Below are 25,397 nucleotides of genomic sequence, written 5' to 3' on the forward strand. Positions count from 1 at the left end.
TGTGTGATGTGTGAATTTTTCTATATCCTTCATTTCAACCAATCATTTAGGCCTTCTCCAGCTTGGGATCAAGCGCATCACGCAGACCGTCCCCGAGGAAGTTAAACGAAAGAACCAGCAGAATAATAGCCAACCCTGGATAAATCGCCAGATAAGAGTGGGTCTCCAGGTATGTACTGCCTAGCTTCAGAATGTTACCCCATTCCGGAATATGCGGCTCCACGCCGAGTCCCAGATAACTCAGACTGCTGGTAGCAATAACGGCTCCACCAATCGTGAGGGTAGACTTGATAATCATGGGCGCAAGGGAGTTGGGAATAATATGTTTGAAAATAATCGTACGATTGTTGTACCCCAGTGCACGCGCAGCTTCCACAAATTCAAAAGTAGATACATAGAGTACACTGGCTCTCATCGTACGGGCGTACGTTGGAATGGAACCCAGACTAAGCGCCAAAATGAGATTGACGGTATTGGCTCCAAACGCTGCAATAATCGCAATGGCGAGCAGAATTCCCGGAATTGCATAGAGAATATCAAGCAGCCGCATGATGATGTTATCCGTATGTCTGCCGTAGAAGCCGGAGAGCGCTCCGAGGACTCCGCCGATCAACACGGGGATGATCGTTGACATGCAACCTACGATCAAGGAGATCCGGGCACCGAATACAATCCGGGAAAATAAACATCGTCCGAAGTCGTCCGTTCCCAAGGGATACGCCAGGGAAGGGGATTGAAGCAGAGCGGAATAGTTATTTTCCACCGCCATGCTGTAGTCAAAGGTAAAGAAACTGCAGATCGATATCGAGAACAGAAAAATGATAAAAAACAAACCGGACATGGCAGTCATATTCGGAGCAAGACGCTCCCACAGATCATTCCAGAAGTTTGATTTTTGTTTCCCCTGTCTGCGAATGCGTCCAATGATGGAAATGCCGAGCAATAGTGCAAATACATTACCTGTGATCGAAGTCAGAATCAGTATTACACTGACACCTATCATCCAGCGAGGGAGGATCGAGGTCGCGTTATATCGGGATACGATAATCAGTACGACCAAGTCGATGACCAGAATAAATATCAACACCGCCATGGCTGGAAGAAAGTTGTCAGCCACATAAGGTTTGAAAACATTTAATGCGGACACACCGATCACGAACAGCTGGGTTAACAGCATGTATACCGCGAAGGTATACTCCACATTTCTGGATTTTCGAATCAGATGAAAGGCTGCCGTAACGATAAATATATTGCCTGAAATGATAGCAAGCAGCTGAACCCAGGCTAACCTGCGAGTCAGAGCAGAGACGGTACCGGTACGGATCAAGTCTTTTCGAATCCGGAACGTGATGACAGTTTGGACCAGTGTGAAGAATAAATAGATCCCAAGGATCGTTAGCAGAAATGGTTTGAACGTCTGCTCGCTCCAGTCATAACTGTTGAACAGGAACAATGCAGTCAAGAGAAGGGACGTGACCCAAGCGAAGCTTGCCTGACTGTATTCTCTAGAAGACTTAAGCCGGAAACGCATTTCTTGTGTTAAAGATGAGTTTGTCATAGTACACCTGCTTTAAGAGGTAGTTCAACACACACTTTAATATTGTTTCATCTTGGAACGCACTCTTGGATCGATAAAAGCGTACAGCAGATCAACCACTACATTAATAATGGAGATCGTAATGGCAGTGTAGATTACGCCGCCCATGATACTCGGAATATCGGGGATAAATTGTTTATCCACAATATAGCTGCCGAGACCGCTGATATTAAATACTTTCTCCGTTACCGCTGCCCCGCCCAACATGGCTCCGAATTGAAGTCCAACGACAGTTACAATGGGAATCAATGCATTGCGTACAGCGTGTTTTAGCATAACATGGCGTTCGCTTAATCCTTTGGCACGGGCGGTCATCACATAATCCTCATGAATGACTTCCAGTGTAGAAGAACGGGTCATCCGAGCCACCGCAGCCGTAAGTCCCGTACCCAGCACAATGGTTGGCATAATGATCGACAGCCAGTTCTGCGGGTTGAAGGTGGCGGGAAGCCACTGCATTTTAATCGAAAAGTTCAGAATAAAAATAAGTCCTTGCCAGAAATTCGGGATCGATAATCCAATCAAAGCAATAAACATGAAGGTGTAGTCGAACCACGAATTTGGCTTAATTGCAGAGATAATGCCAATAGGTAATGCAATGACGAGTGCCAACAGCAGGGAGATGACCGCCAGCGTCAAGGTAATTGGAAACTTCCTTGCAATCGTTGCGGTTACGTCTTCATTTCCTGCAAAAGACTTGCCAAGATCAAAGAAGGCAACGCCCTTGATATTGTTCCAGAGCTGTGTAAGATAAGGCTGATCCAAGCCATAGACTTGATTGAATGCTGCAATCTGTTCCTGCGTTGCTGTCTCTCCCAGAATGTTGGCTGCCGGGTTGAACGGAGACAGATACAAAATCGTAAATACGAGTGTGGCTACGCCCAGAATGACAAATACCGTCATCAGTATTCTTTCAAATATGTACTTTAGATAAGGATTACCATACAAAAACAGGATGCCATACATCAGACAGCCTGGAATAATGGATATCGCGAAAAACCATGGTTTGTCGATCAGTGAGTGGAACGTATCGGCCATTGTAAGACGTTGATGCCCTTGTTCCTGAAGTATGCGGGATGTCCGCTCCTTCAACTCTGTCTGAACACTTTCTTCCAACCATTCCTCGGTCTGTCGCTTGAATTCTCCCTCACTGACCTGCTGCTGGAAAAAACGGTGTTTGCGACGCAGCTGTTCTTCCACTTCCAACTTCAGCTTGTTCCGGTAGGAAGAAGCGAGCAATTCTTGCTCAGCCGCCTGCCTGGCAGCTACCCAGCCGTCATTTTTTCGATTCGAACGCCATATTAGATACACGACCAGATTGATCGGTAATCCAAGAATGAACAGAACATATCGGTAGGAAGGATGAAGCAGCATTTTTCCATAAATAAAGCTTAAATTGTGTACCAACCGTGAGATTCTGCTGCCTTCTGCAAGATTCAAACCAAGCGTACCTCCTTTCATTCAGGTTTAAATTGCATTATTCCGATTGATATAGTATATATTATTTAGGGTCTAATCAATTGTCAAGGTAATAATTGTGTACATATGGGTATGTGAAAAAACGGATGAGAGCTGGTGATGATATGGAACCTTTACTGAAAGTTAATGATCTATCTGTCTCTTTTCACTCCGGAGAGAGTGAGTTTCAGGCAGTGCGAGAAGTGAGCTTTGAAGTGCGAAAAGGCGAGACGCTGGGCATTGTAGGAGAATCAGGTAGTGGAAAGAGTGTAACCGCACGTTCCATTATGAGGCTGCTTGCTTCCCCACCTTCACAGATGAAGAATGGAGAGATTCTATTTAAAGGGGTCGATCTGGCGAATAAAACTCAGAAAGAGATGGAGAGCATCCGTGGACGTGATATCGGCATGATCTTTCAGGACCCGATGAGTTCTCTTAATCCGACAATTAAAGTAGGTAAACAGATCTCCGAGAGTCTGATCAAACACCAGAAGGTGTCCAAAAGGGAAGCCAAGAAACAGGCGATTGCCATGATGGAGCGGGTGGGGATAACCCGCAGCGAAATACGCTACAACCAGTATCCACACGAATTCTCCGGTGGCATGCGTCAGCGGGTTATGATCGGTATTGCACTCGCTTGTCGTCCTGAATTACTCATTGCAGATGAACCGACAACCGCACTGGACGTTACGATTCAGGCACAGATTCTGAACTTGATGAAAGATATGCAGGATCAACTGGGCACATCGATTATCCTGATCACCCATGATCTCGGTGTAGTAGCAGGCATGTGTGATCGGGTTGTTGTGATGAAAGAAGGACAGATTGTGGAGACCGGGACGACGACAGAGATTTTTGCCAATCCCAAACATCCCTATACGATCAGGCTTCTGAATGCCTTACCACGTCTGGATCAGAAGAAAAAGCCCAAACCGGTATCATTGGTCCCGAGAGACTTGGAAGATAATCAGCCGTTGCTTGAGGTAAAATCGCTCAAACAACATTTTAATCTGGGCAAAGGGAATACCTTAAAGGCTGTGAATGATATCAGTTTCCATATTCGACAAGGTGAGACACTCGGCGTTGTAGGGGAATCCGGCAGTGGAAAATCGACCACGGGGCGCGCCATTCTGCGATTGCATGAGCCAACAGGTGGGGATGTCCTGTTTAAGGGAGTTCCGCTTAATCGTCTGTCAGCCTCGGAGATGAAAACGATGCGCAGACATATGCAGATTATTTTCCAGGACCCCTATGCATCTCTGAATCCTAAAATGAGAATTATGGATATTATTGGAGAAGCACTTGATATCCATCAACTTGCAGGCAACGCCGCACAGCGGGAGAAGCGTGTAGAGGAACTATTGGAAATGGTGGGTCTCGATCCCACCCATGCGCAGCGTTATCCGCATGAATTCTCGGGTGGACAGCGACAGCGGATCGGCATAGCGCGAGCTCTGGCTGTGGAGCCGGAATTCATCGTATGTGACGAACCATTGTCTGCACTGGATGTATCGATCCAGGCTCAGATCGTACAATTGCTTGAAGAGTTGCAGCAGCGACTCGGATTGACGTATTTGTTCATCGCGCATGACTTGTCCATGGTTAAACATATCAGTGATCGGGTGGCTGTGATGTATAACGGGAAAATTGTGGAGCTGGCAGAGAGTGAAGAACTGTATTCCAACCCGCAACATGCCTATACCAAGGCATTGCTATCAGCTATTCCTGTGCCTGATCCGGCGATCGAAGCGAAGAAAAAGAGGCATGTTGTAAAAGACAGAGAAAATGGGGAAGTAGAGGACCGTTATAATCTGGAACATGCAAAGTGGGTAGAAGTCACGGAAGGACATTGGGTTGCCATATCTGGCTAGCGTCAATATCTCTTTGTTATTTTATAAAAGAAGCCCCGCCTACGATCTTCTTAGACCGTTAAGCGGGGCTTTGTCATGTAAATTCGGTATAATCGTAATCAATGAAAATTCAATTATTTGAATTGAACCGATTTCTTGATGTTATCAATCTCGGCTTTGGTCGCATCATCCATGTAAGTGAAGATAAAGTTGAAAGCATACCCTTCAATAATCGTACTATAGTAGTCCTGAGTAATGGTTGAACCATCACCTGCATCCATCGTAATTTGCATCAGATCCATCTCTTTACCACCGATCGTTTCCGTTGTGAATTCCTTGTAATCGTAAGGGAATTGGCTATCGACCATGAATTTTTTGGTTGCTTCCAGGTAGTCTTTACCTGTACGAATGCCTTGCAACAAGCTTACTTTCTCAGCAATCGCCATAGCGGAAGGTCCAACTTGACCTCCATCCAATGGGTACTGTGAAGCCATAAGCAGATTCAATGTTTTGGTCTGAGACAGTTCAATTTGTTTTTTCTTCGTTTCATCATCACCAGCAATCGCTTCGGATGAGGCACTTGTCAGTTCATTCATGCCTGCAGCATCCTGGAATTCCCAAGCTTCCGGGAATTTCAAAGATACGCCAAAGTAGTCGTTGGAATAAGAGCCTTTTTCCGTAGTCCCCAGCTCAACGTCTTGGGAGTTGTCTGTTTCCTTAGACTCTTCGCCTGCTGGTTCTGTGTTATCTGTTTCTTCCGTATTTGCTGTTTCGGAATCAGTGCCAGTTGTTGTTTCTGTCGCGGCAGGCTCTTTTGTTGCGGCTGTGTTATCTGCTTTGTCACCGCAAGCAGCTGCAACCAGCATAATCATAATGAGCATGGCGAATAAAGAAGCTTTCTTTGGAATTGTCATATTACCCTCCTGATATGTGTGTGTTTTCTCTTTCTACATCTTGCTTGTTTCCTAAATTGTAGCACAAACGTTCTCATATACTACCTATAGGAATCTATAGGGGTCCTTTATAAATAAGACAATCGGCTGGCAATTGAAACAGCTTCCGTGCTGGATTGCACACCTAATTTGTTGAATATCACTTTTTTGTGGTGATTCACGGTGCATTCCTTGATTTTCAATTGCAAAGCAATGGCTTTCACGGTGAGGCCTTCCGCGATCATTTCAAGAATGGTTAACTGACGCTTGGTGAACTCCACCGCTGGTTGATGACAAGATTCAGCGGCCTTTTGACTCTGGTAACTGTTCTGCATATATGCCGGAATCAACTTGGCAATAGCAATCAGCTCGCCCTGCATATCCGCGTTAATGGTAGACACATCCAGATAACCGAAATGCTGCGATCCCATGGACAGAGGGGAGGCGTAGCAATGCCAACTTTGGAAATAGGGACTTTCATGCTGTTCGGGGAGCAGGAGTACAGGTTCATTACTGTCCATCGTTACAGATATGGCGTTTACACCACAGCTCTGCGCAGTGAATAACATACCCGGACGAATGGGGGAATGTTCTACAGCATCTTTAAGATCTAAACTGTAATTCATAGAGAGGAGCACACCGTTGGGATCTGCGAGTAGAAAAAGATAAGTGCCCGTTAAATTCTCCTGGATAACCGAGATGCTGTTCTGGAAGGCGTGGATCAAGAAATGATTGATTTTACGAAGCCTGTCCAGACTGGATTTCGGTAAATAATCAAACGGAGCCGTTCCTGCTGCATGGGAGCAAGAATGGGACTCTTCGTGTCGTGTGGCAAATGTAGTGGCAGGCATATGTTTTCCTCCTTGCTGCATATGTTCTCATCCAATCGTTTGAATGACGTTTCCTTCCTGATCCTTGATTTCTGTTCTAACGATCTGAACGAGCATATGATCCAATGAAGTGATCTCGAATGTTCCTTCAACCGGGCGAAGGTTTTCTGCCAGTTCTTCAACTATTTGTTTGTTCACCGTCAGGGTGACTTGTCTGTCCGACTCCACTACTGCTGGATGTTCTCCCGCTTCGAACAGAATATTAGTATCAGGTCCGATCAAGGACAGAGAGGCACCTTTCGAAATTCGACTACGAAGGATGGTGCCAACTAATACGGCTTGTTTGGCTCCAAGCTGGAGTTTGGCGGGAAACGCTTTTTGCAGCCATTTTTTGCGAGGGGACTCCCAACCCAGTTGTTGTATGAATAAAAACGCTGTGCTGGATCCATCCTGTTCGATTCCATGCTCGACCGCTTGTATAACCGAAGGGATATCTGCGTACGAATTTCTCATCAGATCCGTCACATATTTGGGCATGAACATGGAGGAAGCAGACAGGAAGCCGCGAGCATTCCAGCTTTGAATCATTTCCAGTTCCCGACCTGTAATGCCAACCATCTGAATAAATTGCACGGAACCATTAGGCGTAGAAATCACGGGTAGATCAGGGTCTTCGATGAATGAGAGCGCAGTCAGCAAAGTATCGGACTCCAGACAGATGGGGCCATTGGCATCCATGTAATCTCCTGGCTGAAAGATATTTCCGCTGTTGAAGACGTAACGTCCTACATTCTGTAACAGATTCAGCGCCCATGCTGGCGGTTCAGTTTCTTCTTCAGTGCGTGTAAGACGAAATGTGAGTTCGAATCCATACCCGCTTTTGGATGCATCCTGTATCTCTTTTTCATATAATTCAGAGAAACCATAGGTGACAAAATGCCAGTGAGGCATAGGTGTGTTCACCGCATACACGCTAATGCCATCAAGTGGATCGGGACCTCCGAGCATATAAGGAATGGAGGTGCCATAATGCTTCGGCTCCTGTTCTCCGTACAGTTGTTCGATAGCTTTGTCAATCGCATCCCAACCGGATGTATTTTCTTCGTGAGTCATTAGTGAATCCTCCCAGACTGTTCTTTCCCCCGAAAAACATTTAAAATTAAGTCTACCTGTTACAGAAGTGGTTTCAAGCGGCTTTAGGATGAATTGTGTGAAATAGGACCACAGGGTTACAAATGGCGATATGGGGAGTGAAATTACATGAGTATGAAAGGTATTTATTCAAGCGAGTTTGATCAGGCAAGCTGGGACTCATTTTCCGAACTGTTTGAAGAACTTGGACAAAAGTTGGACCCCGCGTGGGTAGAACGTGCGCGATTACAAGGAATTCCGGCGGATATAAGTCGGGTGCTTTTGTGTGAAATGGGGGAGTATGCTTTTGAATGGATGGCGAAAGATATCCCGGCTTTAGGGGACAAAAGTCCTGCTGCTTACCTGGAAACGGAGGAAGGAGCGCAGGCATTAAGGGCAGCCATTATGCGTATGCCACGTTGATTTTTCCGATCAGGAGGTGTGCGAATAGTCATATGATCCAGTGAAGTTGATTTTGCAAAATAGATATGTTACGCTTACATTACAAGAGCAACTACAACAGAATACACAATAACATCTTTTGATGGATTGTAACTGTGAAGACAGGCAAAACCTAAACTGATGGTGAAATGAAGGCCCCTTTTTTTGGTGCTATTTTACCTTGAGTTTAGGTTTTTCTTGTTTTCTGCTCTAAATCAGACCATTTTTCACTTGGAAAAACCAAAATAAATTTCGAAAAGAGGTTGTTGTTCATGACCACGGCAAAAAAAGGATTCCCCGAAAACTTCCTATGGGGCGGCGCTACAGCTGCCAATCAATTGGAGGGTGCATTCGATAAGGACGGCAAAGGCCTCTCCACAGCGGACATGATCGCGCATGTTCCCAAAGAGAAGCGTACAGGCGGACATGCCATGGAAATTTCCTCTTCCCGAATTGAAGAGATTCTCTCTGGCAAAATCGAAGAACGTTTCCCCAAACGTTTTGGTATCGATTTCTACCATCACTTTAGAGAAGATATTGCGTTGTTCGCTGAAATGGGCTTCAAAGTATTCCGTTTGTCCATTCACTGGGCACGTATTTTCCCGAACGGTTATGATCAAGAGCCGAATGAAGCAGGCTTGAAATTCTACGATGAAGTATTCGATGAATTGTTGAAATACGGTATTGAGCCACTCGTGACCTTGTCTCACTATGAGACACCGCTTGGCTTGACGCAAAAATATAACGGCTGGGCTGGTCGTGAAGTAATCCAGCACTATGTTCGATATGCAGAAACGGTGTTCAACCGTTATAAAAATAAAGTGAAATACTGGCTGACGTTTAATGAAATTAACGTTATGCTGTTCAGCCCGTACACTGGCGGCGGCATTCTGATCGATAAAGTGGACAACAAGTTGCAAACAACATATCAAGCGCTGCATCATCAATTTGTAGCAAGCGCATTGGTAACGAAGCTTGCACACGAGATTATCCCTGGTTCCCAAGTGGGTTGTATGCTTGCTCGTATGGAAACTTATGCAGCAACATGTAATCCGGTTGATGTTCGTCTGGCTCAACACGAGAATCAGATTAACCTCTTCTTCACGGACATGCATGCTCGTGGTAAATACCCGAACTACATGGCTCGTTATTTTGAAGAGAACAACATCGTGATCCAAAAAGAAGCAGGCGATGATGAGATCTTGCTGAACAATACCGTTGATTTTATCTCCTTCAGCTACTACATGTCCGTAACCAAATCTGCATCCGCAGACAAGGAAGAAACAGCAGGTAACCTGACTGGCGGCGTGAAAAACCCTTATCTGGAAGCGTCCGACTGGGGCTGGGAGATCGATCCAATCGGTCTGCGCGTAACCCTGAACAACTTCTGGGATCGTTACCAGAAACCATTGTTCATCGTTGAAAATGGTCTGGGTGCATATGACCGTGTTGAAGAAGATGGTTCGATCCATGACTCTTATCGTGTGGATTACCTGAAGAAACACATCGAACAAATGAAAGAGGCCATCAAAGATGGCGTGGATCTGATTGGATTCACAGCATGGGGCCCGATTGACCTGGTGAGCATGTCCACTTCCGAAATGTCCAAACGTTATGGGTTCATCTACGTGGATCTGGATGACGAAGGTAACGGAACACTCAAACGCTCCAAGAAAGATTCGTTCGACTGGTACAAAAACGTAATCTCCAGCAATGGTGAGCAGCTGTAATTCTCCCATTATAAGGATTGTTACCGCATAAAAAGCGGGCAAAACCTAACACAAAAGTTGGCATGGAAGGAACCTCATATTCTTGACTGCCCTTTTCGTTGGAGATTGTCCGCTTTTTCCTGTCGCAAAGGATAGAGTAATGCTTTTAAACAAAGAATGAAAATACCGTTAATTAGAGAGGAATGATTGACATGGCAACACCATTTCCGAAGGACTTCCTATGGGGCGGCGCTGTAGCAGCCAACCAACTTGAAGGAGCTTATAATACAGATGGTAAAGGCCTGTCTGTTCAAGATGTCATGCCACACGGGATTACAACTCCTAGAACGGAAGCACCTACAGAAGATAACTTGAAACTGATCGGAATTGATTTCTATAATCGCTACAAAGAGGATGTTAAACTGTTTGCTGAAATGGGCTTCAAAGTATTCCGTACATCTATCGCTTGGTCCCGTATCTTCCCTAAAGGTGATGAATTGGAGCCAAATGAGAAAGGTCTGCAATTTTATGATGACCTGTTCGATGAGTGTCACAAATACGGTATTGAACCCCTCGTAACGATCTCTCACTATGAGACACCCCTACATCTGTCCAAAACATATGATGGCTGGGTTAACCGTAAAATGATCGAGTTCTACGAGCGTTATGTGACTGTGCTGTTCAACCGTTTCAAGGGCAAAGTGAAATACTGGCTGACGTTTAATGAAATCAACTCCATTCTGGAGGAGCCATTCATGAGCGGCGGGATCTATACGCCAAAAGCAGAACTCTCCAAGCAGGATCTGTACCAAGCCATTCACCATGAGTTGGTGGCAAGTGCACTAGCTGTGAAACTGGGTCATGAAATTATGCCGGAAGCCAAAATCGGCTGTATGGTACTTAGCATGCCTACTTATCCGCTGACACCAAACCCGGATGATGTGGTTGCAGCGATGCATGCTGAACAGCGCAATGATATCTTTGCTGATATCCATGCACGTGGTTACTATCCGAAATACATTAATCGTTATTTCAAAGCAAATAATATCAATATCAAGTTTGAAGACGGCGATGCCGAAATTCTGAAGCATACCGTGGACTTTATCTCGTTCAGTTATTATGTAAGTATCTGTGAGACTGGTGATCCCGAGAAACGCAATGAAGGAAAAGGGAACCTGTTTGCAGGTGTACAAAATCCTTATCTTAAAGCGAGTGAGTGGGGCTGGCAGATCGATCCGCAAGGATTGCGTGTAACCTTGAATAAATACTGGGACCGTTATCAGAAACCATTGTTTATTGTCGAAAATGGTTTGGGTGCAGTAGATGAGCTGATCACGGACGAAAATGGCAATAAAACGGTGAACGATGATTACCGTATTCAATACTTGAATGACCATCTCGTACAGGTGGGCGAAGCGCTTGAGGATGGCGTAGAAGTGATGGGATATACGTCATGGGGCTGTATTGACCTGGTAAGTGCTTCAACAGCAGAAATGAAGAAACGTTATGGTTTCATCTATGTAGACCGCAACAATGACGGTTCCGGAACATTGGATCGTTACAAGAAAAAATCATTCCACTGGTACAAGGAAGTTATTAGTACAAATGGCGCAAGTCTTAAGAACAACAACGAGTAAATACTAGTTCTGAAAGCATAGTTGTACAAGCGCCTTCTTGTGTCACATTAACGCACATTAACCGCTTTCACAAAAACATTGTCATATGGATAATTATATGGTAAGATTGGCCTAAGGCTAATGAATACTGGATTGTTACTGTTCAATCAGGCAAAACCAGAAGCAGGGCATGTTTCGTGACCTGCTTTGGTTTTGCCTTTTACTACTTTGACGGTGCAAGGTGATGTGAAGAAATGAAAATTGAGAAGGTGCTGAACAACAACGTAGTTACCGTAATTGATCCGGGAGGAAACGAACTGGTTGTTATGGGACGTGGAATTGCCTTCAAAAAGCATACTGGTGAATCGATAGACGAGAGTCTCGTCGAAAAAATATTCTCGCTTGAAAGTAAGGAAGTATCACAGAAACTTAAAACACTTCTGTCTGATATCCCGGTTGAATATGTCGAGTGCTCGGATGAGATTATCCGTTATGCCGAGACGGTGTTAGGTGAGAAGCTGCATGAGAGCATCTACATTTCACTGACGGATCATATTCATTTTGCCATTGATCGACATCGTCAAGGATTGCAGATCCGTAACGCATTGTTCTGGGAGATCAAGCGCATGTACCGGAAGGAATATGCCATTGGACTCAAGGCGTTACAGATTATTGAGGAAACGTTAGGTGTCCTGCTTCCCGAAGACGAATGCGCATTCATTGCGATGCATCTGGTTAATGCCCAGATGAACGGTGAGATGAGGGAAACGATCAGCATTACGAACATCGTTAAGGACATTCTTAATATCGTAAGACGTAGCTTTGTGATTGAACTTGATGAAGATTCATTAAGTTATTATCGATTTTTAACTCATCTGAAGTTCTTTGCCCAACGTGTGTTGCAAGGAACGGCGATTGAAGATAAAGAAGAAGATAATCCGCTACATGACTTGGTGAGCAAGCAGTATCCGGAAGCACATGCATGTGCAGTAAGGATCAGTGACTATACGCGTAAGATCTATAATCGGGTGTTGTCCAAGGAAGAAATACTTTATCTGACCATTCATATTGAACGAGTTGTCAGAAATGAACAAACAATTGAATAAAATTGGGATTGTTACTGCTAAAAAGGCAAAACCTAAACGTTGAATAATGATAAGCTTTCTGCTTTGTCATTATTCAGTGTTTAGGTTTTTTTTTAACCTTCATTACACATAAAAGGAGCCAAACACAATGGATAAACAACAATTGTCCAAAGATATTTTGAAGCTTGTTGGTGGCGAAGAGAATATCGATCAAGTCACTCACTGTATGACAAGACTCAGATTTAACCTGAATGACAACCAAAAAGCGGACAAAGCGACGCTAAAAAATACACCAGGCGTGATGGGTGTGATGGAGAACGGTGGACAGTTCCAGGTTATCATCGGTAACGATGTACCTGTCGTGTATAACGCACTCGTTGGCAACATGTCCAAATCACCAACCGCAGATAATACATCATCAGCTGCTTCAACGGGAGAAAAGAAAAAGAGAAATCCAATAAGTGCGTTGTTCGACTTCATCTCAGGTATGTTTACACCAATTCTGCCTGCGATTACGGGTGCTGGTATGATCAAAGGGATCGTGGCCATCCTTGTCGCAGTGGGGTGGTTGTCCGATACTAGCTCAACTTATATCATCTTGTCTGCGATTGGTGATGGTGCGTTCTACTTCCTGCCGATCATTCTGGCAATCAGTGCTGCACGTAAACTGGGTAGCAATATGTATATTGCCGCAGCGCTCGCAGCAGGGATAATGCACCCGACCATTACAGCATTGCTGGCCGATGGTCACAACTCATCATTTATGGGGATTACAGTCATAGCGGCAACGTATTCTTCTACAGTTATTCCGATTGTTCTGGCCGTTTGGATTGCTTCATATGTAGAAAAAGCCGTTGATCGTGTTGTACATGCTTCACTTAAGTTACTCATTGTTCCAACAGTTACCCTGTTAATTATGGTTCCACTGACGTTGATGACTGTTGGACCACTGGGTACGGTTCTTGGTAATGGTTTGTCTGGTGGTATTTCATGGTTGTTCGACAATATGTCCATCTTCGCAAGTATTCTGATTGGTGGTACGATGTCACTGCTGATCATTACAGGTATGCACTATGCGTTGCTGCCAATCGTTGTAGGTTCAATGACAACACTGGGTTACGACTTTATTATTCCACTGATGTTTGCAGCTAACTTGGCACAAGGTGGTGCAGCATTTGGTGTAGGTCTCAGATCGAGAAATAGCAAAACCAAATCCCTTGCTTATTCCACAGGTCTTACGGCTATTATGGGGATTACGGAACCAGCAATGTATGGTATCAACATGAAGTTCAAAAAACCATTTATCGCAGCTCTTATCGGTGGAGCAATCGCAGGTGCATTTATGGGGATCTTCAATGTTAAATCGTATGTTATTACAGGACTTGCGGGTCTGCCGAGTATTGCGGCATTTATCAGTCCAGCAATTAGCACATTGATTTATGCTCTGGTTGGTGGTTTGATTGCCATCGTAGCAGCAGCAATCATTACGTATATCTTGGGCTTCCAAGAAGAAAATGCATCAGAGCCAGTAGCTGCACCAGCAGCTGAGCCAGCAACACCAGCAGCAACTTCTGCTGCTGTAACTGAAGAGGCAAAGGCACAAGATGAGCAAGTATTCAGCCCGATCACAGGTGAAGTGAAACCGCTGAGCGAAGTGCCAGACCCTGCATTCTCCGAAGAGATTATGGGTAAAGGATTCGCGATTCAACCCTCTGAAGGTCGCGTCGTATCTCCGATCAACGGAACCGTGTTCTCGTTATCGAAGAGTGGACATGCCATTGGTCTGGTAAGTGATACAGGCGCAGAGATGTTGATTCATATCGGGATTGATACCGTGAAACTGAAAGGTCAATTCTTCTCTCCTAAAGTTCAAGCAGGTGCGAAGGTTGCTGTAGGTGATGTACTGATGGAGTTTGACCGGGAACAGATCGAAAAAGCCGGTTATACAACGATTACACCAGTCATTATTACAAACATGCACCAGTATGAGTCCATTGAGTCTGCTGGTCGCACGACGATCCAAGAAAAAGACTTGTTGTTTACAGCTAAAGCTTAAGTATACAAATAGTACAGCAGCTTCACCGGAATGGAAGTAATCCGGTAGAGCTGCTGTTTTTTTGCGTATAGCCTTTTACACCACGGGAAGCATACCCTGTACCAATTGCACAAAGTGTTGTGCAGGCTTGGACAGATAACGGTTTTGCAGCCAGACCAGTGCCGAGCCAACCGTGGAATGTTGATCCTGAATGCGGTATACGTGGAAAGGGTGCTCTTGGTATAACTGTAGTACCGTGTGAGGCACGATGGAACTGGCGAAGCCGAGTCGGACCAGCTCCAGCAACATATTAATGTCTGAGCACTCCCCCATGATGGAGGGTGTGACCTGATGCTCACGGAATTTGTCCAAAATTAGCTCGAACATACCAAGTCCTTCTGTACTTGGAAGCAGTAGAGGGATACCTGTAAGCTGCTTGAAATAAGTTTCCATCTCCGCTCCTGGGGTCATCTCCATTGGGCTATCCAGCGGTGTTGAAGAAATATAAAAGAGGGGCTCCTGAGGCAGGTGCAGCACCTCATAACGTTCGGTCTGGACAGGCATGCGTACACAGGCAAGTTCAACTTTGCCATCTTCCAACAATCGGCATAACTGCGCAGATTCATTTTGTTGAATTTTATAGGTAACTTGTGGATGTGTGGTGCGGAACTGCTGAAGTGCTTGGGGGATCAGACGATCCGATATGGTATTGATGCCGATCGCGAGTTTGCCTCGTATGCCGTGACGGAAACTTTGCATCTCCATTACAGCTTCCTCCATATATTTGGTCAAGGTGACCGCATAATCATAGAAGCTGCGACCCGCCTGCGTTAGTTCCATCATACGCCCTTTGCGTTCAAACAACATCACGCCAAGCTCTTCTTCCATTAACTTAAGCTGCTGGCTTAAGGGTGGCTGAGCCATGTGAAGTCTTCGCGCTGCTGCTGTAATCTGTTTCTCCTCAGCAATGGCAATGAAATAGCGACATTGTTTGATATCCAAGTGGTTGTCTCCTTTGCCTTCAATCTATATGTAATTCGTATGGAAAGCCAACAAAACATGTATTTTTAATATACTACGTTCTTATGTTACCATACATTAGATTTGCATACCTGACTAACAGGGCTTGGTTTCTCTATAAATGTTACTACATGAGAAAGACCTTGAATTGGAGGATGAAACAACGTGGGTAGAACAATACATGACGCCGCTCAAGCAGGGCATACCGATGAGGTCATTCGGTTTATTACACAGGGTAGCCGGTTGAATGAACGGGATGCATTGGGGCGAACACCTCTGATGGCAGCGGTGCACGGTAATAAGATAGACACGGCAAGAATGTTAGTGGACGCCGGAGCGGACATTAATCTTCAGGATGCACGTTTGGACAACCCGCTGTTATACGCGAGCGCCGAGGGTATGTATGACATGGTTGAACTGGCCATTGAAGCAGGTGCGGATACAAGGTTAACAAATCGTTTTGGCGGCACAGCCCTTATTCCAGCAGCTGATCGGGGCCATGTGGACATTGTGGAGCTTCTGCTGACACGCAGCGATGTGGATGTGAACCATATTAACAACCTGGGCTGGACAGCTTTGCTGGAAGCGGTCATTTTGGGAGATGGTGGGCCGGGTCACCAGCAGATTGTTGCCTTGCTTTTGCAATATGGTGCAGATCCAAAGATCGCGGATCGGGACGGGATTACACCGCTTGCGCATGCGCGCGGGCATCAGTATGCCGAGATGGAACGACTGTTGGCTGAATCCTGAAGCCTGAAAGCGAAATATAATTTTATAGATACAGTAGAGCGAAAGGATATTCCTAACGAATGAACAGACATCAAGAGCATTTATTACAAAAGAATATGAAGGACGTATCTTCGCTGATTTTGGCAGGCATACAATGGTTTTTCTTCCTGTTTACCAATACCGTTGTTGTTCCGCTATCCATTGGACATAATTTTCATCTGTCCCCGGATGCAATCGCTGCCTCGATGCAGCACGCATTCATACTTACCGGAGCAGTGTGTATCCTTCAAGCCGTATTCGGTCATCGATATGCGGTCATGGATGGTCCGTCAGGATTATGGTGGGGATTAACGCTAAGTTTGACGGTATCTGCTTCATCGGCAGGTATGAGTCTGGAGCGTATCGGCGGCGGGCTGGCTGCAGGTTTTCTGTTAGCGGGACTCACGATGATGATTCTGGGTTGGCTGGGAGCAGCGCAAGTGCTGCAAAAGCTGTTCACGCCCATGGTCAAAAGTACGATGTTATTTCTAATGACGATTCAATTAACCATGAATTTTTTCAAAGGAATGATTGGATATACGGAGTTTGGCCGCTTCGATCTGCCGGTTGCCGCGCTTTCCGTTGTCATTGCATTTCTGGTCGCCTGGATTCAATTGAAGGGTAAGGGGAAACTGGGGAACTACGCGATCCTGATTGGCATTGTGGCAGGCTGGATCGCCTATAGTTTATTGTTTCCTGGACAACATGGTGGACAGCCAAATCAGGCTCCAGTAGGTCTCACTCTGTTTCCATGGGGAGCACCTAGGTGGGAACCAGGCATTGTGATAACTGCATTTTTCGTGGGGTTGGTGAATATGACGAATTCGATCACCACATTAAGCACGGTAGAGAAACTATATCAGGCAGAGACAACAAGCCATCAATACCGACGCTCTTACGCGTTAACGGGTCTATTTTCGATGTTGTCAGCCTGTGTAGGTGTACTGCCATTTGGTTTATTTGCGTCATCAATCGGTTTCCTGGAGAGTACGCGTATTCTGCGTCGTGCTGCCTTTATTATTGGAGCGGGGTTGTTATGTATGATGGGTCTTACACCTTCTGTTACAGCCTTCTTTGCACAAATACCACCAAGCGTTGGCAGTGCTGTACTGTTTGTGGCTTATCTTCAGATGTTCGGCACGGCACTAAGAACGCTTGAAGGTACAACGTTTAATTCTAAAACGATCTATCGTGTAGCGTTGCCGGTACTTACGGGAGTTGCTGTAATGAATATTCCTGCTGAGGCCTTTCAAACCTTGCCCATGTATCTTATTCCGATCATAAGCAACGGTCTCGTCATTGGAGTATTGGTCTCACTCGTTCTCGAAAAAACCGTGAACTGGTCCAAAATGGAACAACCAGTGACAGTTAGTAAAGCGGCATAATAAGTTTTATCTTGTGACAGTCCAACTTGATTGGGCTGTTTTTTTGTTTTTTTAGATTAGCGGGCTATAGGGCCACTCCTTATTTCACGATAATCTTGCCTTGGCCTGCAAGCATTCGCATCTCTCTGGAGAGACGATCCTGGTTCCCGTCCTGCATTTCAAGCTGAACACCATAGTGCCATGACGTATTTTTTTCTTGACCCCAGCGGAGAGTGCCTTCCATATATAAAGGGTCTTCAAAGAGCAGCATATTCATTCCGATCCGAATATCGTTGTTCTCTACGGGAAGAGACAGCGGAAATGACAGCTGACAGCCGGATCGACTGATATCACATAGTTCGGCCTGAATGGGTTTGGGAGGCGCGTTGACTCCGTTGATGCTTAGGATATAGATCTCAAAGCTGATCGGTTCCTTCAATGTGTAGCGAAAGGGTTCTTTTCTATTGTTCATTGCCATGGCTTCCTCCATCAAGTTCAAAAAAGTCAGTTATGCTTATATCGACCGTTTGGAGCGAGAAATGAAGAGTTGCGAGAGCGGAGATGGTTCATGGGTTCCTTTTCCACGTGCATCAGGCTTGATATAATGATGGAATATATTTCTGGGGTCAGACCTGATCCAGATCGAAAGGACGGGAGAATATGAGGGGAACATTTAAAATGGTAACAGATACGGCAACATTGTGCCTGTATGATCTGGCAGCGTTAAAGCACCGTACCCAGGATACTTCGGACTGGTGGTCCATTCCGGAAGATGAGCTGGCTGAGGTGAATGCAGGTCATTGTCTGTTCCTGAATCTGGGTGCGGACGGAGCATATGAGGTGGAGTGGAGCCTGGAAGAGGATGCAGAGGTAGGTTCAGGTCCGGATTACGTAGCGGAACGGGAAAAGGTGTATCATCTGCAGGTTCCGTCCGGGGAGGTCTTTCTGGGAGCAGCAGAAGATGTCAGTGGTGGTGAACTGGAACCGGATGAGACGTGTGAAGGGGTTCTGCTTCAGTTAAAGCCCGGAAACTATGCGTGTATTATCTCCAGAGAAGCCAGTCGGATCGCGATAGTCTTGAAACCAAGTATACAGGGAATTAACATGCTGGATGAATTAATCCGGATTTAGTGTACATCTACGATATATGAACAGGAGGGATTCATATGCAGGCTTGGAATGACACAATCATGATGAATGCAGATGCCCTGCGTAAACGGTTGAGAATACTCGCCGCACTGGACATCATCTTTTCGGAGGAAGAATGGCTACGCGTTCATCATTATGAAAATGACCTTCAGCCAGGTGTGGCATGGGGAAACATCAATAACGGTGCAGGTGATCATCTGCATGTCTTGTTTACGAACTCAGGCACGTTGATCAAGGGATTTGATCATGAGTCACCTTTAAGTCCACATGCTCGTGAGGATGGTGAGATCTACCCGGGTATGTACGATGAAGTGCCAGAGGCGTTAATGGCTGTTCTGCGAGATCAGGAGGAAACATTGGATATGGAGGATGTGACCTTTTGCCTATGGCAGGAAGGGAACGACTTGTCATGGATGGTTGGTAACTGGATTCAGATGGCCACGGCCGAGGAAGATGAAGCGGACGCCAGAGGTGGCGCAGAATTTTTGCTGGGATATATGAACAAGAACTCGGAAGATTACGTTGATTGGGCCAAAGGGTACTATGATTTGCTGGATCTGTCGTTGGAAGCCGTAGCTGAGATATATGATGAAAAACCGGTGACTGCGAGCCTGATTAAGCAGTTGTGTCCTGAGCGAGATGTGGCGGCCGCATTGAATGAGTTGCAGCAGCGCGGGTACGCGGTGGAACAAACATAATAGAGTAGCAAAGGAGGAACGGTAGATGATGTACACTGCACAACTGGAGCGAATACGTGAAAAGTTGATCACGCTTCGAAGCCTGGACCCGCATCTGGACCTGTTCGGGGCAGAAAACCATGAATATGAAATGGCATCTGTGTGGACGCAGAAGGATATTGTGCAATTTGAACAGAAATGGCGAATTGAGTTGCCGGAGGAGTATAAGGCATGGCTTCTTCATATGGGAACGGGTGGTGTAGGACCTTATTATGGTCTGGAAAACCCGGATGACGGCGTATACGCTGTGCTTGGTTATGATGATGAGCTGAATGCAATCTCGGACCCTTTTCAATTCACGGAAGCATGGAACTGGAGCTATGACTGGTTCAATGACAGCATGGAAGAAGAGGAATGGCATGTGTTAGAGCACGAATATTTTGATCCAAAATGGTCGGCAGGCATGCTGCGCATCAGTGATTTTGGTTGTGGCATTTCCATGAATCTGATTGTTAAGGGAGCCTCCTACGGAGAGATTTGGGTTGACGACCGGGCCAACCGAAATGGAATCTATCCTGACCAGTATTGGGGCAATACGAATCGACTACATTTTCTGGATTGGTATGAATTATGGTTGGATCGTTCGATCCAGCAAATGCACGAACAAAAGCAACAATCCGGAACGAACGAAGTCTGAAGGAGGTTGTGCATATGGGCTGGGAATATGGGATTAGAACAACAGAGTCTGTGAGTTTACCCGCAGTTGTGAAACATCTGGCAAGTGCATTAACATTTACCGAAGTGTATAGTTTGGAATACCAAGTCAACGGATTTGTGTTGAAACGTGAAGATCCTTCCTGGCCTACAGCCCTTGAAGTGTGGATAGAGCAGGCTTCCGGGTTGGAAGAGATTGTGGACGGGGATTCGTATATGTACTGTTTATTTCATATCTGGGGTGAAGAGGGCCGGAGTTGGATGCAACAGATGGAGCTAGTAACCGGGCAGATGGATGGCGGTTTAATCTGGTTTGAACTCTGATCCGTAAGAGATTTGCCTGAAACAGGAGGATCATATATGGCTAAAAAATCAAAGAAAACAATTCCTGCGCTCATCTATCAGTATCAAGGTCCACAGCGGAATGTGGGTTTTGTTTTATCCCCTTTATACATAGAAGAATCGGATGAAGTAGAGATGGAAGACATGCTGTTCATATATAATGAAGACTTTGACTACATTCGTTTGAAAATCAAAATTAAATAAAATGGAATCGTTTTGGTGGGATGAAGTCATGGCAATAGCCGAGGCTTGATCCCACTTTTTTTGTTTTTTCACTATATCTGATCTACTGTTGCACAAAAATAATATTTGTTGTCCTTTTGCAATTTTTGTATTGTCACAGCCGAGGTTACACGATATAATCGAGTTGTCTTAGAGGATAATATTATAAAGGATGGTGAAATTTTGAAGAAATTCTCTATGCTTTTACTCGCGGTAACTCTATTGTTGTTAACAATCTCAACGGCTCCTTCTACCTATGGCGCGGCCAGTTATCCGAACACGTCTACGAACGGGTTGACCGGTTTTGCAGGCAATGCGAAGAATGAAAGTGGTGTATCCAAGTCAGCCACGACAGGTGGCAAGAATGGTCAGGTGGTTTACGTTAGTAATCTCAATGACCTGAGAACACATATGGCGGGTTCTATAGCCAAAATTGTCGTCGTTGAACAGAATATTTCTTCCTCTACGCTGCAAAAGGTTGAATTCGGAGCGAACAAGACACTCGTAGGTTCCTTTGACAGACATACATTAACAAATATTCATTTCAGATCCACAAGCAGTTCAAGCAATGTGATTTTTCAGAATCTGACTTTTGAACACGCTTCCAATATTAATGCCAATGATGATATCCAGATGTATATCACTTCAGGTTCCAATTACTGGATTGATCATGTGACGTTTGCTGGTCACAGCTATAACTCTGGCGGTAGTGATCTGGACAAACTTCTGTATATTGGTGATCGTGCCGATTATATTACAATCAGCAATTCCAAATTTGCTAATCATAAGTATGGCGTTATCCTTGGACATCCGAATGATGGTAACAGCAGTTACAATGGAGTGCCTCATGTGACGATGTCCAACAATTACTTCGAAAACTTATATGTACGTGGTCCTGGACTTTTAAGATATGGTTACTTCCATCTCAAAAACAACTATGCAAACAACTTTAATCAGGCCATCACCATTGGTGAAAAAGCACGGATTTATTCAGAAAACAACTTCTTTGGTGCTGGCGCTGAGAAGGGTGGCATCTTGGATGACAAAGGAAAAGGTGAGTTTACGGATACAGGAAGTACACCAGCGCTTAACAGTCCGACTTCGCCTAAAACAAACTGGAGACCAAGCTCCAATTACAGTTACCAGGTAGAGAGTGCCAGCTACGCGCGTGAGTTCGTTACCAAGTATGCAGGCTCTTCCCATACGACACTTGTATTCGGAAAATAAGACCTTGTATTCATGTTTATTAGCATAACCAAGAAGCCTTTCTTGTACGTAACAGCGTATAAAAAAGGCTTCTTATGTTTTTTTTGATATGGGAGCACATTAATTAAAAGTTGATATTTAAATTTATATCCGGAATACCGATATACATAATGTAGCGCTGCTTTCATGTTTGTGAAGTAACATTGTACTATGGCGGTGGCCTGAGCGTTGCGTCGAAATATGCACGGTAGAAAACCATAAAGAGGCCGGTGTGAGTGCGAGTATGCCCTACAATCGCAAGTTATTTTATCTAAAGGACGGGGTATGCATGAATCGTATTGACGAAATTATATGGAAACGGAACAAGATCATCAGCATCATTTTATGGGTTGTATTAATTGTAGGATTTTCTGTAGCTTTAATTGAGCCCAAATTATTCATTTCCAACGGTGTTGTGATCTTGTATGGAATCTGGCTCGCTTATGCAAACGCCAAAAAGAAGCACATCCATCTCATTCCTTGGGTGAACACTGTGCTGATCTCGTTGTGCGGGGTATTCGCCGGATGGGGAAGTGTTGATCCGCTAATTGCCATTCTCATCTCTTCGATCCTGCTTATTTATCCAAATAAAAAATGGTTTATTATCGGATTTTCGGTTATGCTTGCGAACAATATTCTTCAACTTGTGATTATTCCTACAACGACTCAGGATCAGTTTGAAACTAATGCAATCAATGTAGGGCTCTTCGCCGTTACGGGCGGGATCATGTTCATGGTGTCCTATCTGAACCAAAAGCTCTTTCATGAAAGTGAAAAAAGATGGAGTGAGGTCGAAGCGTCGCGGACCCGCGTGGAAACGATGCTTGAACGGGTTAAGGAGTCTGTTGGCGGACTATCTCGTTATACGGATCAATTGAAGCAAAAGGTGGATTCAACAGGTTCCATTACCCATGAAGTGACCCTGGGATTCAGTGAAGTTGCCAAAGGTGTGGAGTTCCAGGCAACCAGTGTGGCCGACATTTCGGAATCCTTAGCTGTATCGGATCGCCATATTAAGGACGTTGCGTTGTACTCCCAGCAGATGAAAGAGTTGTCCGCAAGTATGGCAACAAGCACGCAAACAGGAAGCGAACATATGGACCAACTGAATATTCAGATGCAAGATTTATATGAAACGATCAATACAACTGCAAATGACATGCGAAAGTTTAATGAGGAAAGTGAGTCCATGACGCTTATGCTGAACAGCATAGCGGATATCGCAACTCAGACCAACCTGCTCGCGCTTAATGCAGCCATTGAAGCGGCTCGTGCAGGCGAGCATGGACGCGGATTTGCGGTTGTATCAGAGGAAGTGCGCAAGCTGGCCGAGAGCTCAGGTCAATCTGCGAATGATATTTCAACCATTCTGTCTCGGTTAAAAGGACAAACGCAGGCACTGACAGATCGCTTCGAACGTATTCGTCTATCCTTACAACAAGGAAGAGACAGCGTGCAGACGGCAGATGAAGTGTTCCGTACGATCAACAGCAACTCTCAGCATGTGTTGAATCAAGCGACAGATATTGAGACGAGTTCTGCAACAATGAAGGATTCTTCTACCAGAGTAGTGAATGAGGTTTCCGAGATTTCGAGTGTAACGGAGCAATCCAGTGCAGCGACAGAAGAGATTCTGGCGAGCATGGAAGAACAACGTAACCTGACACAGAAGATGGTGGAAAGTTTCGGAGAACTGGAGCAACTGATTGTGAATCTGAATGAGTTAGTCTCGGATCACCAGGTTTCTTCCGTTGAGAATAAACTTTAATCCTATATCGTTGAAAGTTCGTCTGTACGTATTTATCGTGCTGGACGGGCTTTTTTTTCATCTGCAGTACCGCTTGATGCCGACATTTTTTTCCTATAGAGTGTGTGTAGAGTATGAAGAGAGTAGAAATGAAACTGTACATGGTAGTTAAAAGTAGATGTTACCTCATGGGGGAGTAAACGGTTGAAGAATAAAGGAATGAAAGATAATTTGGAATACGATGACCATACATATGAGCATAGGAAGCATAATGGCGCTGAACGCGTGCGTCTTTATGATCAGCATTCGTTCATAGACATGGACTGGCCCGATACGGAGGATGGCAGATATGCCAGAGCTTATCTGGAACCCATGATGCTGGAAGGAACGCATAGCTTTATGTCAAACGTGGAGACCACAGTGCTGCTTGCCCGGATCGACGATCTCGTTATTCCACTGACGGTGAATGATACAGAGTATGATAATGCTTATGTCTGTTCGCCATATACGCATTATGTGAGTTACGCCAAGCAGGAATTAACCATGTTGCAGAAGCCGGTGTTGGAAAAAGGACTCTCTGTACTTCTCAGTCTAATAGGTCGGGGTATGAAGCAATCGCAGATTAACAAAGTTGTGCATGTGAACAACTGGCTGTTGTCCACCAATCTCTATCCTGCCATGTCCGGTGAACAGGCAGAATGTTTGCTTGCAGCGGTACAAGAGCGATACCCTGAGCATGTCATTGTGTTTCGCTCCTTGTGTCCGGGACTTCATCCCGAGCTGATGGCGAGGCTAACGGAAGTGGGGTGTCGACTCATCCCGAGCCGACAGATCTACCTGTACCAAGCGCATGATCCTAATTTTGGCAACTCGAAGTCACGCTGGCTGTTAAAGCGGGATTACGAATTATTAGCCAAGCACAACTACGAATTCGTTTCCGAGTCAGATATGACGGATGCAGATATTCCGCGAATCGTGGAGTTGTACAAGCTGTTATACCTTGAAAAATACTCCTATCACAATCCCCAGTTCACCGAACGGTTCATTGCTGCTGCGATGGCATCAGGAACACTCAGGCTGTATGGACTGCGGAAGGAGGGGCGCTTGGACGCGGTCATGGGTTATTTCTGCCGAAATGGAATCATGACAACGCCACTGTTCGGGTACGAGACAGCGGTGCACCAGTCTGTCGGGTTATACCGCATGTTATCCGCTTGTCTGATCGGACAGGCTCGTGAGAACGGCAACCTGTTACATGAGAGCGCCGGGGCGGCGCAGTTTAAGCGTAATCGCGGTGCTGTGGCGGATTTTGAGTATTCGGCTGTGTATGAGCGCCACCTTTCATGGGGCAGACGCTGGTGCTGGCTGCTGCTTGATCGGTTGTTGAATCGTGTAGGTGTGCCGCTGATGCGCCGCATGAAGCTGTAAACAGGCATAATAACTTACTTACGCTGCCCTATGCGGG

The 25,397-nt window shown here is 45.3% G+C and carries 23 protein-coding genes; 16 read left to right on the forward strand and 7 right to left on the reverse strand.

Annotation, left to right across the window (positions count from 1 at the left end):
* Positions 1 to 46 precede the first annotated feature (46 nt).
* Entirely contained in the window at positions 47 to 1,558 is a 1,512-nt protein-coding gene (locus tag ACE3K2_RS16970) for an ABC transporter permease (protein ID WP_421892525.1), read from the reverse strand.
* Between the two features lie 36 nt (positions 1,559 to 1,594).
* Positions 1,595 to 3,037, reverse strand: a complete 1,443-nt coding sequence (locus tag ACE3K2_RS16975; protein WP_421892528.1) for an ABC transporter permease — start codon at positions 3,035 to 3,037, stop codon at positions 1,595 to 1,597.
* A gap of 143 nt (positions 3,038 to 3,180) precedes the next feature.
* Between ACE3K2_RS16975 and ACE3K2_RS16980 the strand changes: the two genes are divergently transcribed.
* Positions 3,181 to 4,926, forward strand: a complete 1,746-nt coding sequence (locus ACE3K2_RS16980; RefSeq protein WP_421892531.1) for a dipeptide ABC transporter ATP-binding protein — start codon at positions 3,181 to 3,183, stop codon at positions 4,924 to 4,926.
* 113 nt (positions 4,927 to 5,039) lie between these two features.
* Here the strand turns inward: ACE3K2_RS16980 and ACE3K2_RS16985 are convergent, their stop codons facing one another.
* From ACE3K2_RS16985 to ACE3K2_RS16995, 3 genes are all read right to left on the reverse strand, one after another.
* The gene (locus tag ACE3K2_RS16985) at positions 5,040 to 5,819 is read right to left on the reverse strand and encodes a hypothetical protein (RefSeq protein WP_421892533.1); all 780 of its coding nucleotides are present in this window, start codon (positions 5,817 to 5,819) and stop codon (positions 5,040 to 5,042) included.
* A 107-nt stretch (positions 5,820 to 5,926) separates the two neighbouring features.
* Positions 5,927 to 6,688, reverse strand: coding sequence for a LuxR C-terminal-related transcriptional regulator (locus ACE3K2_RS16990; RefSeq protein ID WP_421892536.1), 762 nt, complete (start codon positions 6,686 to 6,688; stop codon positions 5,927 to 5,929).
* Between the two features lie 27 nt (positions 6,689 to 6,715).
* Positions 6,716 to 7,780 (reverse strand): suppressor of fused domain protein, encoded by a 1,065-nt coding sequence (locus ACE3K2_RS16995; protein ID WP_421892538.1) that lies wholly within the window; start codon positions 7,778 to 7,780, stop codon positions 6,716 to 6,718.
* 147 nt (positions 7,781 to 7,927) lie between these two features.
* On the opposite strand from ACE3K2_RS16995, the gene ACE3K2_RS17000 reads away from it, so the two are divergent.
* The 5 genes from ACE3K2_RS17000 (at position 7,928) to ACE3K2_RS17020 (ending at position 14,705) form a co-directional block, all read left to right on the forward strand.
* A complete protein-coding gene (locus ACE3K2_RS17000; protein ID WP_421892541.1) occupies positions 7,928 to 8,221 on the forward strand; it encodes an antitoxin Xre/MbcA/ParS toxin-binding domain-containing protein in 294 nt (97 codons plus the stop codon).
* A gap of 290 nt (positions 8,222 to 8,511) precedes the next feature.
* Positions 8,512 to 9,969 carry a glycoside hydrolase family 1 protein gene (locus ACE3K2_RS17005; protein WP_145149897.1) on the forward strand — a complete coding sequence of 486 codons (1,458 nt, stop codon included), beginning with the start codon at positions 8,512 to 8,514 and terminating at the stop codon, positions 9,967 to 9,969.
* Between the two features lie 191 nt (positions 9,970 to 10,160).
* Positions 10,161 to 11,585, forward strand: coding sequence for a glycoside hydrolase family 1 protein (locus ACE3K2_RS17010; RefSeq protein ID WP_421892545.1), 1,425 nt, complete (start codon positions 10,161 to 10,163; stop codon positions 11,583 to 11,585).
* A gap of 233 nt (positions 11,586 to 11,818) precedes the next feature.
* Positions 11,819 to 12,670 (forward strand): BglG family transcription antiterminator LicT, encoded by an 852-nt coding sequence (gene licT / locus ACE3K2_RS17015; protein WP_036668684.1) that lies wholly within the window; start codon positions 11,819 to 11,821, stop codon positions 12,668 to 12,670.
* A 127-nt stretch (positions 12,671 to 12,797) separates the two neighbouring features.
* Entirely contained in the window at positions 12,798 to 14,705 is a 1,908-nt protein-coding gene (locus tag ACE3K2_RS17020) for a beta-glucoside-specific PTS transporter subunit IIABC (RefSeq protein WP_421892548.1), read from the forward strand.
* A gap of 75 nt (positions 14,706 to 14,780) precedes the next feature.
* Here the strand turns inward: ACE3K2_RS17020 and ACE3K2_RS17025 are convergent, their stop codons facing one another.
* Positions 14,781 to 15,686, reverse strand: coding sequence for a LysR family transcriptional regulator (locus ACE3K2_RS17025; RefSeq protein ID WP_421892550.1), 906 nt, complete (start codon positions 15,684 to 15,686; stop codon positions 14,781 to 14,783).
* Between the two features lie 183 nt (positions 15,687 to 15,869).
* Here ACE3K2_RS17025 and ACE3K2_RS17030 point away from each other — a divergent pair, with 183 nt between their 5' ends.
* Both ACE3K2_RS17030 and ACE3K2_RS17035 read left to right on the forward strand, forming a co-directional pair.
* Positions 15,870 to 16,454, forward strand: coding sequence for an ankyrin repeat domain-containing protein (locus ACE3K2_RS17030; RefSeq protein ID WP_421892553.1), 585 nt, complete (start codon positions 15,870 to 15,872; stop codon positions 16,452 to 16,454).
* 59 nt (positions 16,455 to 16,513) lie between these two features.
* Positions 16,514 to 17,857: a uracil/xanthine transporter gene (locus ACE3K2_RS17035; RefSeq protein ID WP_421892555.1), complete on the forward strand. Its 1,344-nt coding sequence runs from the start codon at positions 16,514 to 16,516 to the stop codon at positions 17,855 to 17,857.
* Positions 17,858 to 17,936: 79 nt separating this feature from the next.
* Here ACE3K2_RS17035 and ACE3K2_RS17040 read toward each other — a convergent pair whose 3' ends face one another.
* On the reverse strand, positions 17,937 to 18,308 hold the full coding sequence (locus ACE3K2_RS17040) for a PilZ domain-containing protein (protein ID WP_421892558.1): 372 nt from the start codon (positions 18,306 to 18,308) through the stop codon (positions 17,937 to 17,939).
* A gap of 206 nt (positions 18,309 to 18,514) precedes the next feature.
* Between ACE3K2_RS17040 and ACE3K2_RS17045 the strand changes: the two genes are divergently transcribed.
* From ACE3K2_RS17045 to ACE3K2_RS17080, 8 genes are all read left to right on the forward strand, one after another.
* Positions 18,515 to 18,967 (forward strand): DUF6386 family protein, encoded by a 453-nt coding sequence (locus ACE3K2_RS17045; protein WP_421892562.1) that lies wholly within the window; start codon positions 18,515 to 18,517, stop codon positions 18,965 to 18,967.
* A 35-nt stretch (positions 18,968 to 19,002) separates the two neighbouring features.
* On the forward strand, positions 19,003 to 19,683 hold the full coding sequence (locus tag ACE3K2_RS17050) for a hypothetical protein (RefSeq protein ID WP_421892565.1): 681 nt from the start codon (positions 19,003 to 19,005) through the stop codon (positions 19,681 to 19,683).
* A 25-nt stretch (positions 19,684 to 19,708) separates the two neighbouring features.
* The gene (locus tag ACE3K2_RS17055; RefSeq protein ID WP_421892568.1) at positions 19,709 to 20,359 is read left to right on the forward strand and encodes an SMI1/KNR4 family protein; all 651 of its coding nucleotides are present in this window, start codon (positions 19,709 to 19,711) and stop codon (positions 20,357 to 20,359) included.
* Between the two features lie 14 nt (positions 20,360 to 20,373).
* Complete coding sequence (locus ACE3K2_RS17060) at positions 20,374 to 20,700, forward strand: hypothetical protein (protein ID WP_421892571.1); 327 nt, start codon at positions 20,374 to 20,376, stop codon at positions 20,698 to 20,700.
* Between the two features lie 36 nt (positions 20,701 to 20,736).
* Positions 20,737 to 20,922, forward strand: coding sequence for a hypothetical protein (locus tag ACE3K2_RS17065; RefSeq protein WP_421892573.1), 186 nt, complete (start codon positions 20,737 to 20,739; stop codon positions 20,920 to 20,922).
* Between the two features lie 201 nt (positions 20,923 to 21,123).
* Positions 21,124 to 22,167, forward strand: a complete 1,044-nt coding sequence (locus ACE3K2_RS17070; RefSeq protein ID WP_421892576.1) for a pectate lyase — start codon at positions 21,124 to 21,126, stop codon at positions 22,165 to 22,167.
* Between the two features lie 307 nt (positions 22,168 to 22,474).
* Positions 22,475 to 23,953 (forward strand): methyl-accepting chemotaxis protein, encoded by a 1,479-nt coding sequence (locus ACE3K2_RS17075; RefSeq protein WP_421892579.1) that lies wholly within the window; start codon positions 22,475 to 22,477, stop codon positions 23,951 to 23,953.
* Between the two features lie 183 nt (positions 23,954 to 24,136).
* On the forward strand, positions 24,137 to 25,360 hold the full coding sequence (locus ACE3K2_RS17080; protein WP_421892581.1) for a GNAT family N-acetyltransferase: 1,224 nt from the start codon (positions 24,137 to 24,139) through the stop codon (positions 25,358 to 25,360).
* The last annotated feature ends 37 nt before the right edge of the window (positions 25,361 to 25,397 follow it).

It is taken from the genome of Paenibacillus sp., assembly GCF_048976745.1.
In the GTDB taxonomy this organism is placed as follows: domain Bacteria; phylum Bacillota; class Bacilli; order Paenibacillales; family Paenibacillaceae; genus Paenibacillus.

Bases quoted from the DNA above. Each gene is read 5' to 3' on its own strand.
- ACE3K2_RS16970 (WP_421892525.1), bottom strand. From the start codon at position 1,558: ATGACAAACTCATCTTTAACACAAGAAATGCGTTTCCGGCTTAAGTCT.
- ACE3K2_RS16980 (WP_421892531.1), top strand. From the start codon at position 3,181: ATGGAACCTTTACTGAAAGTTAATGATCTATCTGTCTCTTTTCACTCC.
- ACE3K2_RS16985 (WP_421892533.1), bottom strand. From the start codon at position 5,819: ATGACAATTCCAAAGAAAGCTTCTTTATTCGCCATGCTCATTATGATT.
- ACE3K2_RS16990 (WP_421892536.1), bottom strand. From the start codon at position 6,688: ATGCCTGCCACTACATTTGCCACACGACACGAAGAGTCCCATTCTTGC.
- ACE3K2_RS16995 (WP_421892538.1), bottom strand. From the start codon at position 7,780: ATGACTCACGAAGAAAATACATCCGGTTGGGATGCGATTGACAAAGCT.
- ACE3K2_RS17000 (WP_421892541.1), top strand. From the start codon at position 7,928: ATGAGTATGAAAGGTATTTATTCAAGCGAGTTTGATCAGGCAAGCTGG.
- ACE3K2_RS17005 (WP_145149897.1), top strand. From the start codon at position 8,512: ATGACCACGGCAAAAAAAGGATTCCCCGAAAACTTCCTATGGGGCGGC.
- ACE3K2_RS17010 (WP_421892545.1), top strand. From the start codon at position 10,161: ATGGCAACACCATTTCCGAAGGACTTCCTATGGGGCGGCGCTGTAGCA.
- licT (WP_036668684.1), top strand. From the start codon at position 11,819: ATGAAAATTGAGAAGGTGCTGAACAACAACGTAGTTACCGTAATTGAT.
- ACE3K2_RS17020 (WP_421892548.1), top strand. From the start codon at position 12,798: ATGGATAAACAACAATTGTCCAAAGATATTTTGAAGCTTGTTGGTGGC.
- ACE3K2_RS17035 (WP_421892555.1), top strand. From the start codon at position 16,514: ATGAACAGACATCAAGAGCATTTATTACAAAAGAATATGAAGGACGTA.
- ACE3K2_RS17040 (WP_421892558.1), bottom strand. From the start codon at position 18,308: ATGAACAATAGAAAAGAACCCTTTCGCTACACATTGAAGGAACCGATC.
- ACE3K2_RS17045 (WP_421892562.1), top strand. From the start codon at position 18,515: ATGGTAACAGATACGGCAACATTGTGCCTGTATGATCTGGCAGCGTTA.
- ACE3K2_RS17050 (WP_421892565.1), top strand. From the start codon at position 19,003: ATGCAGGCTTGGAATGACACAATCATGATGAATGCAGATGCCCTGCGT.
- ACE3K2_RS17055 (WP_421892568.1), top strand. From the start codon at position 19,709: ATGATGTACACTGCACAACTGGAGCGAATACGTGAAAAGTTGATCACG.
- ACE3K2_RS17060 (WP_421892571.1), top strand. From the start codon at position 20,374: ATGGGCTGGGAATATGGGATTAGAACAACAGAGTCTGTGAGTTTACCC.
- ACE3K2_RS17065 (WP_421892573.1), top strand. From the start codon at position 20,737: ATGGCTAAAAAATCAAAGAAAACAATTCCTGCGCTCATCTATCAGTAT.
- ACE3K2_RS17075 (WP_421892579.1), top strand. From the start codon at position 22,475: ATGAATCGTATTGACGAAATTATATGGAAACGGAACAAGATCATCAGC.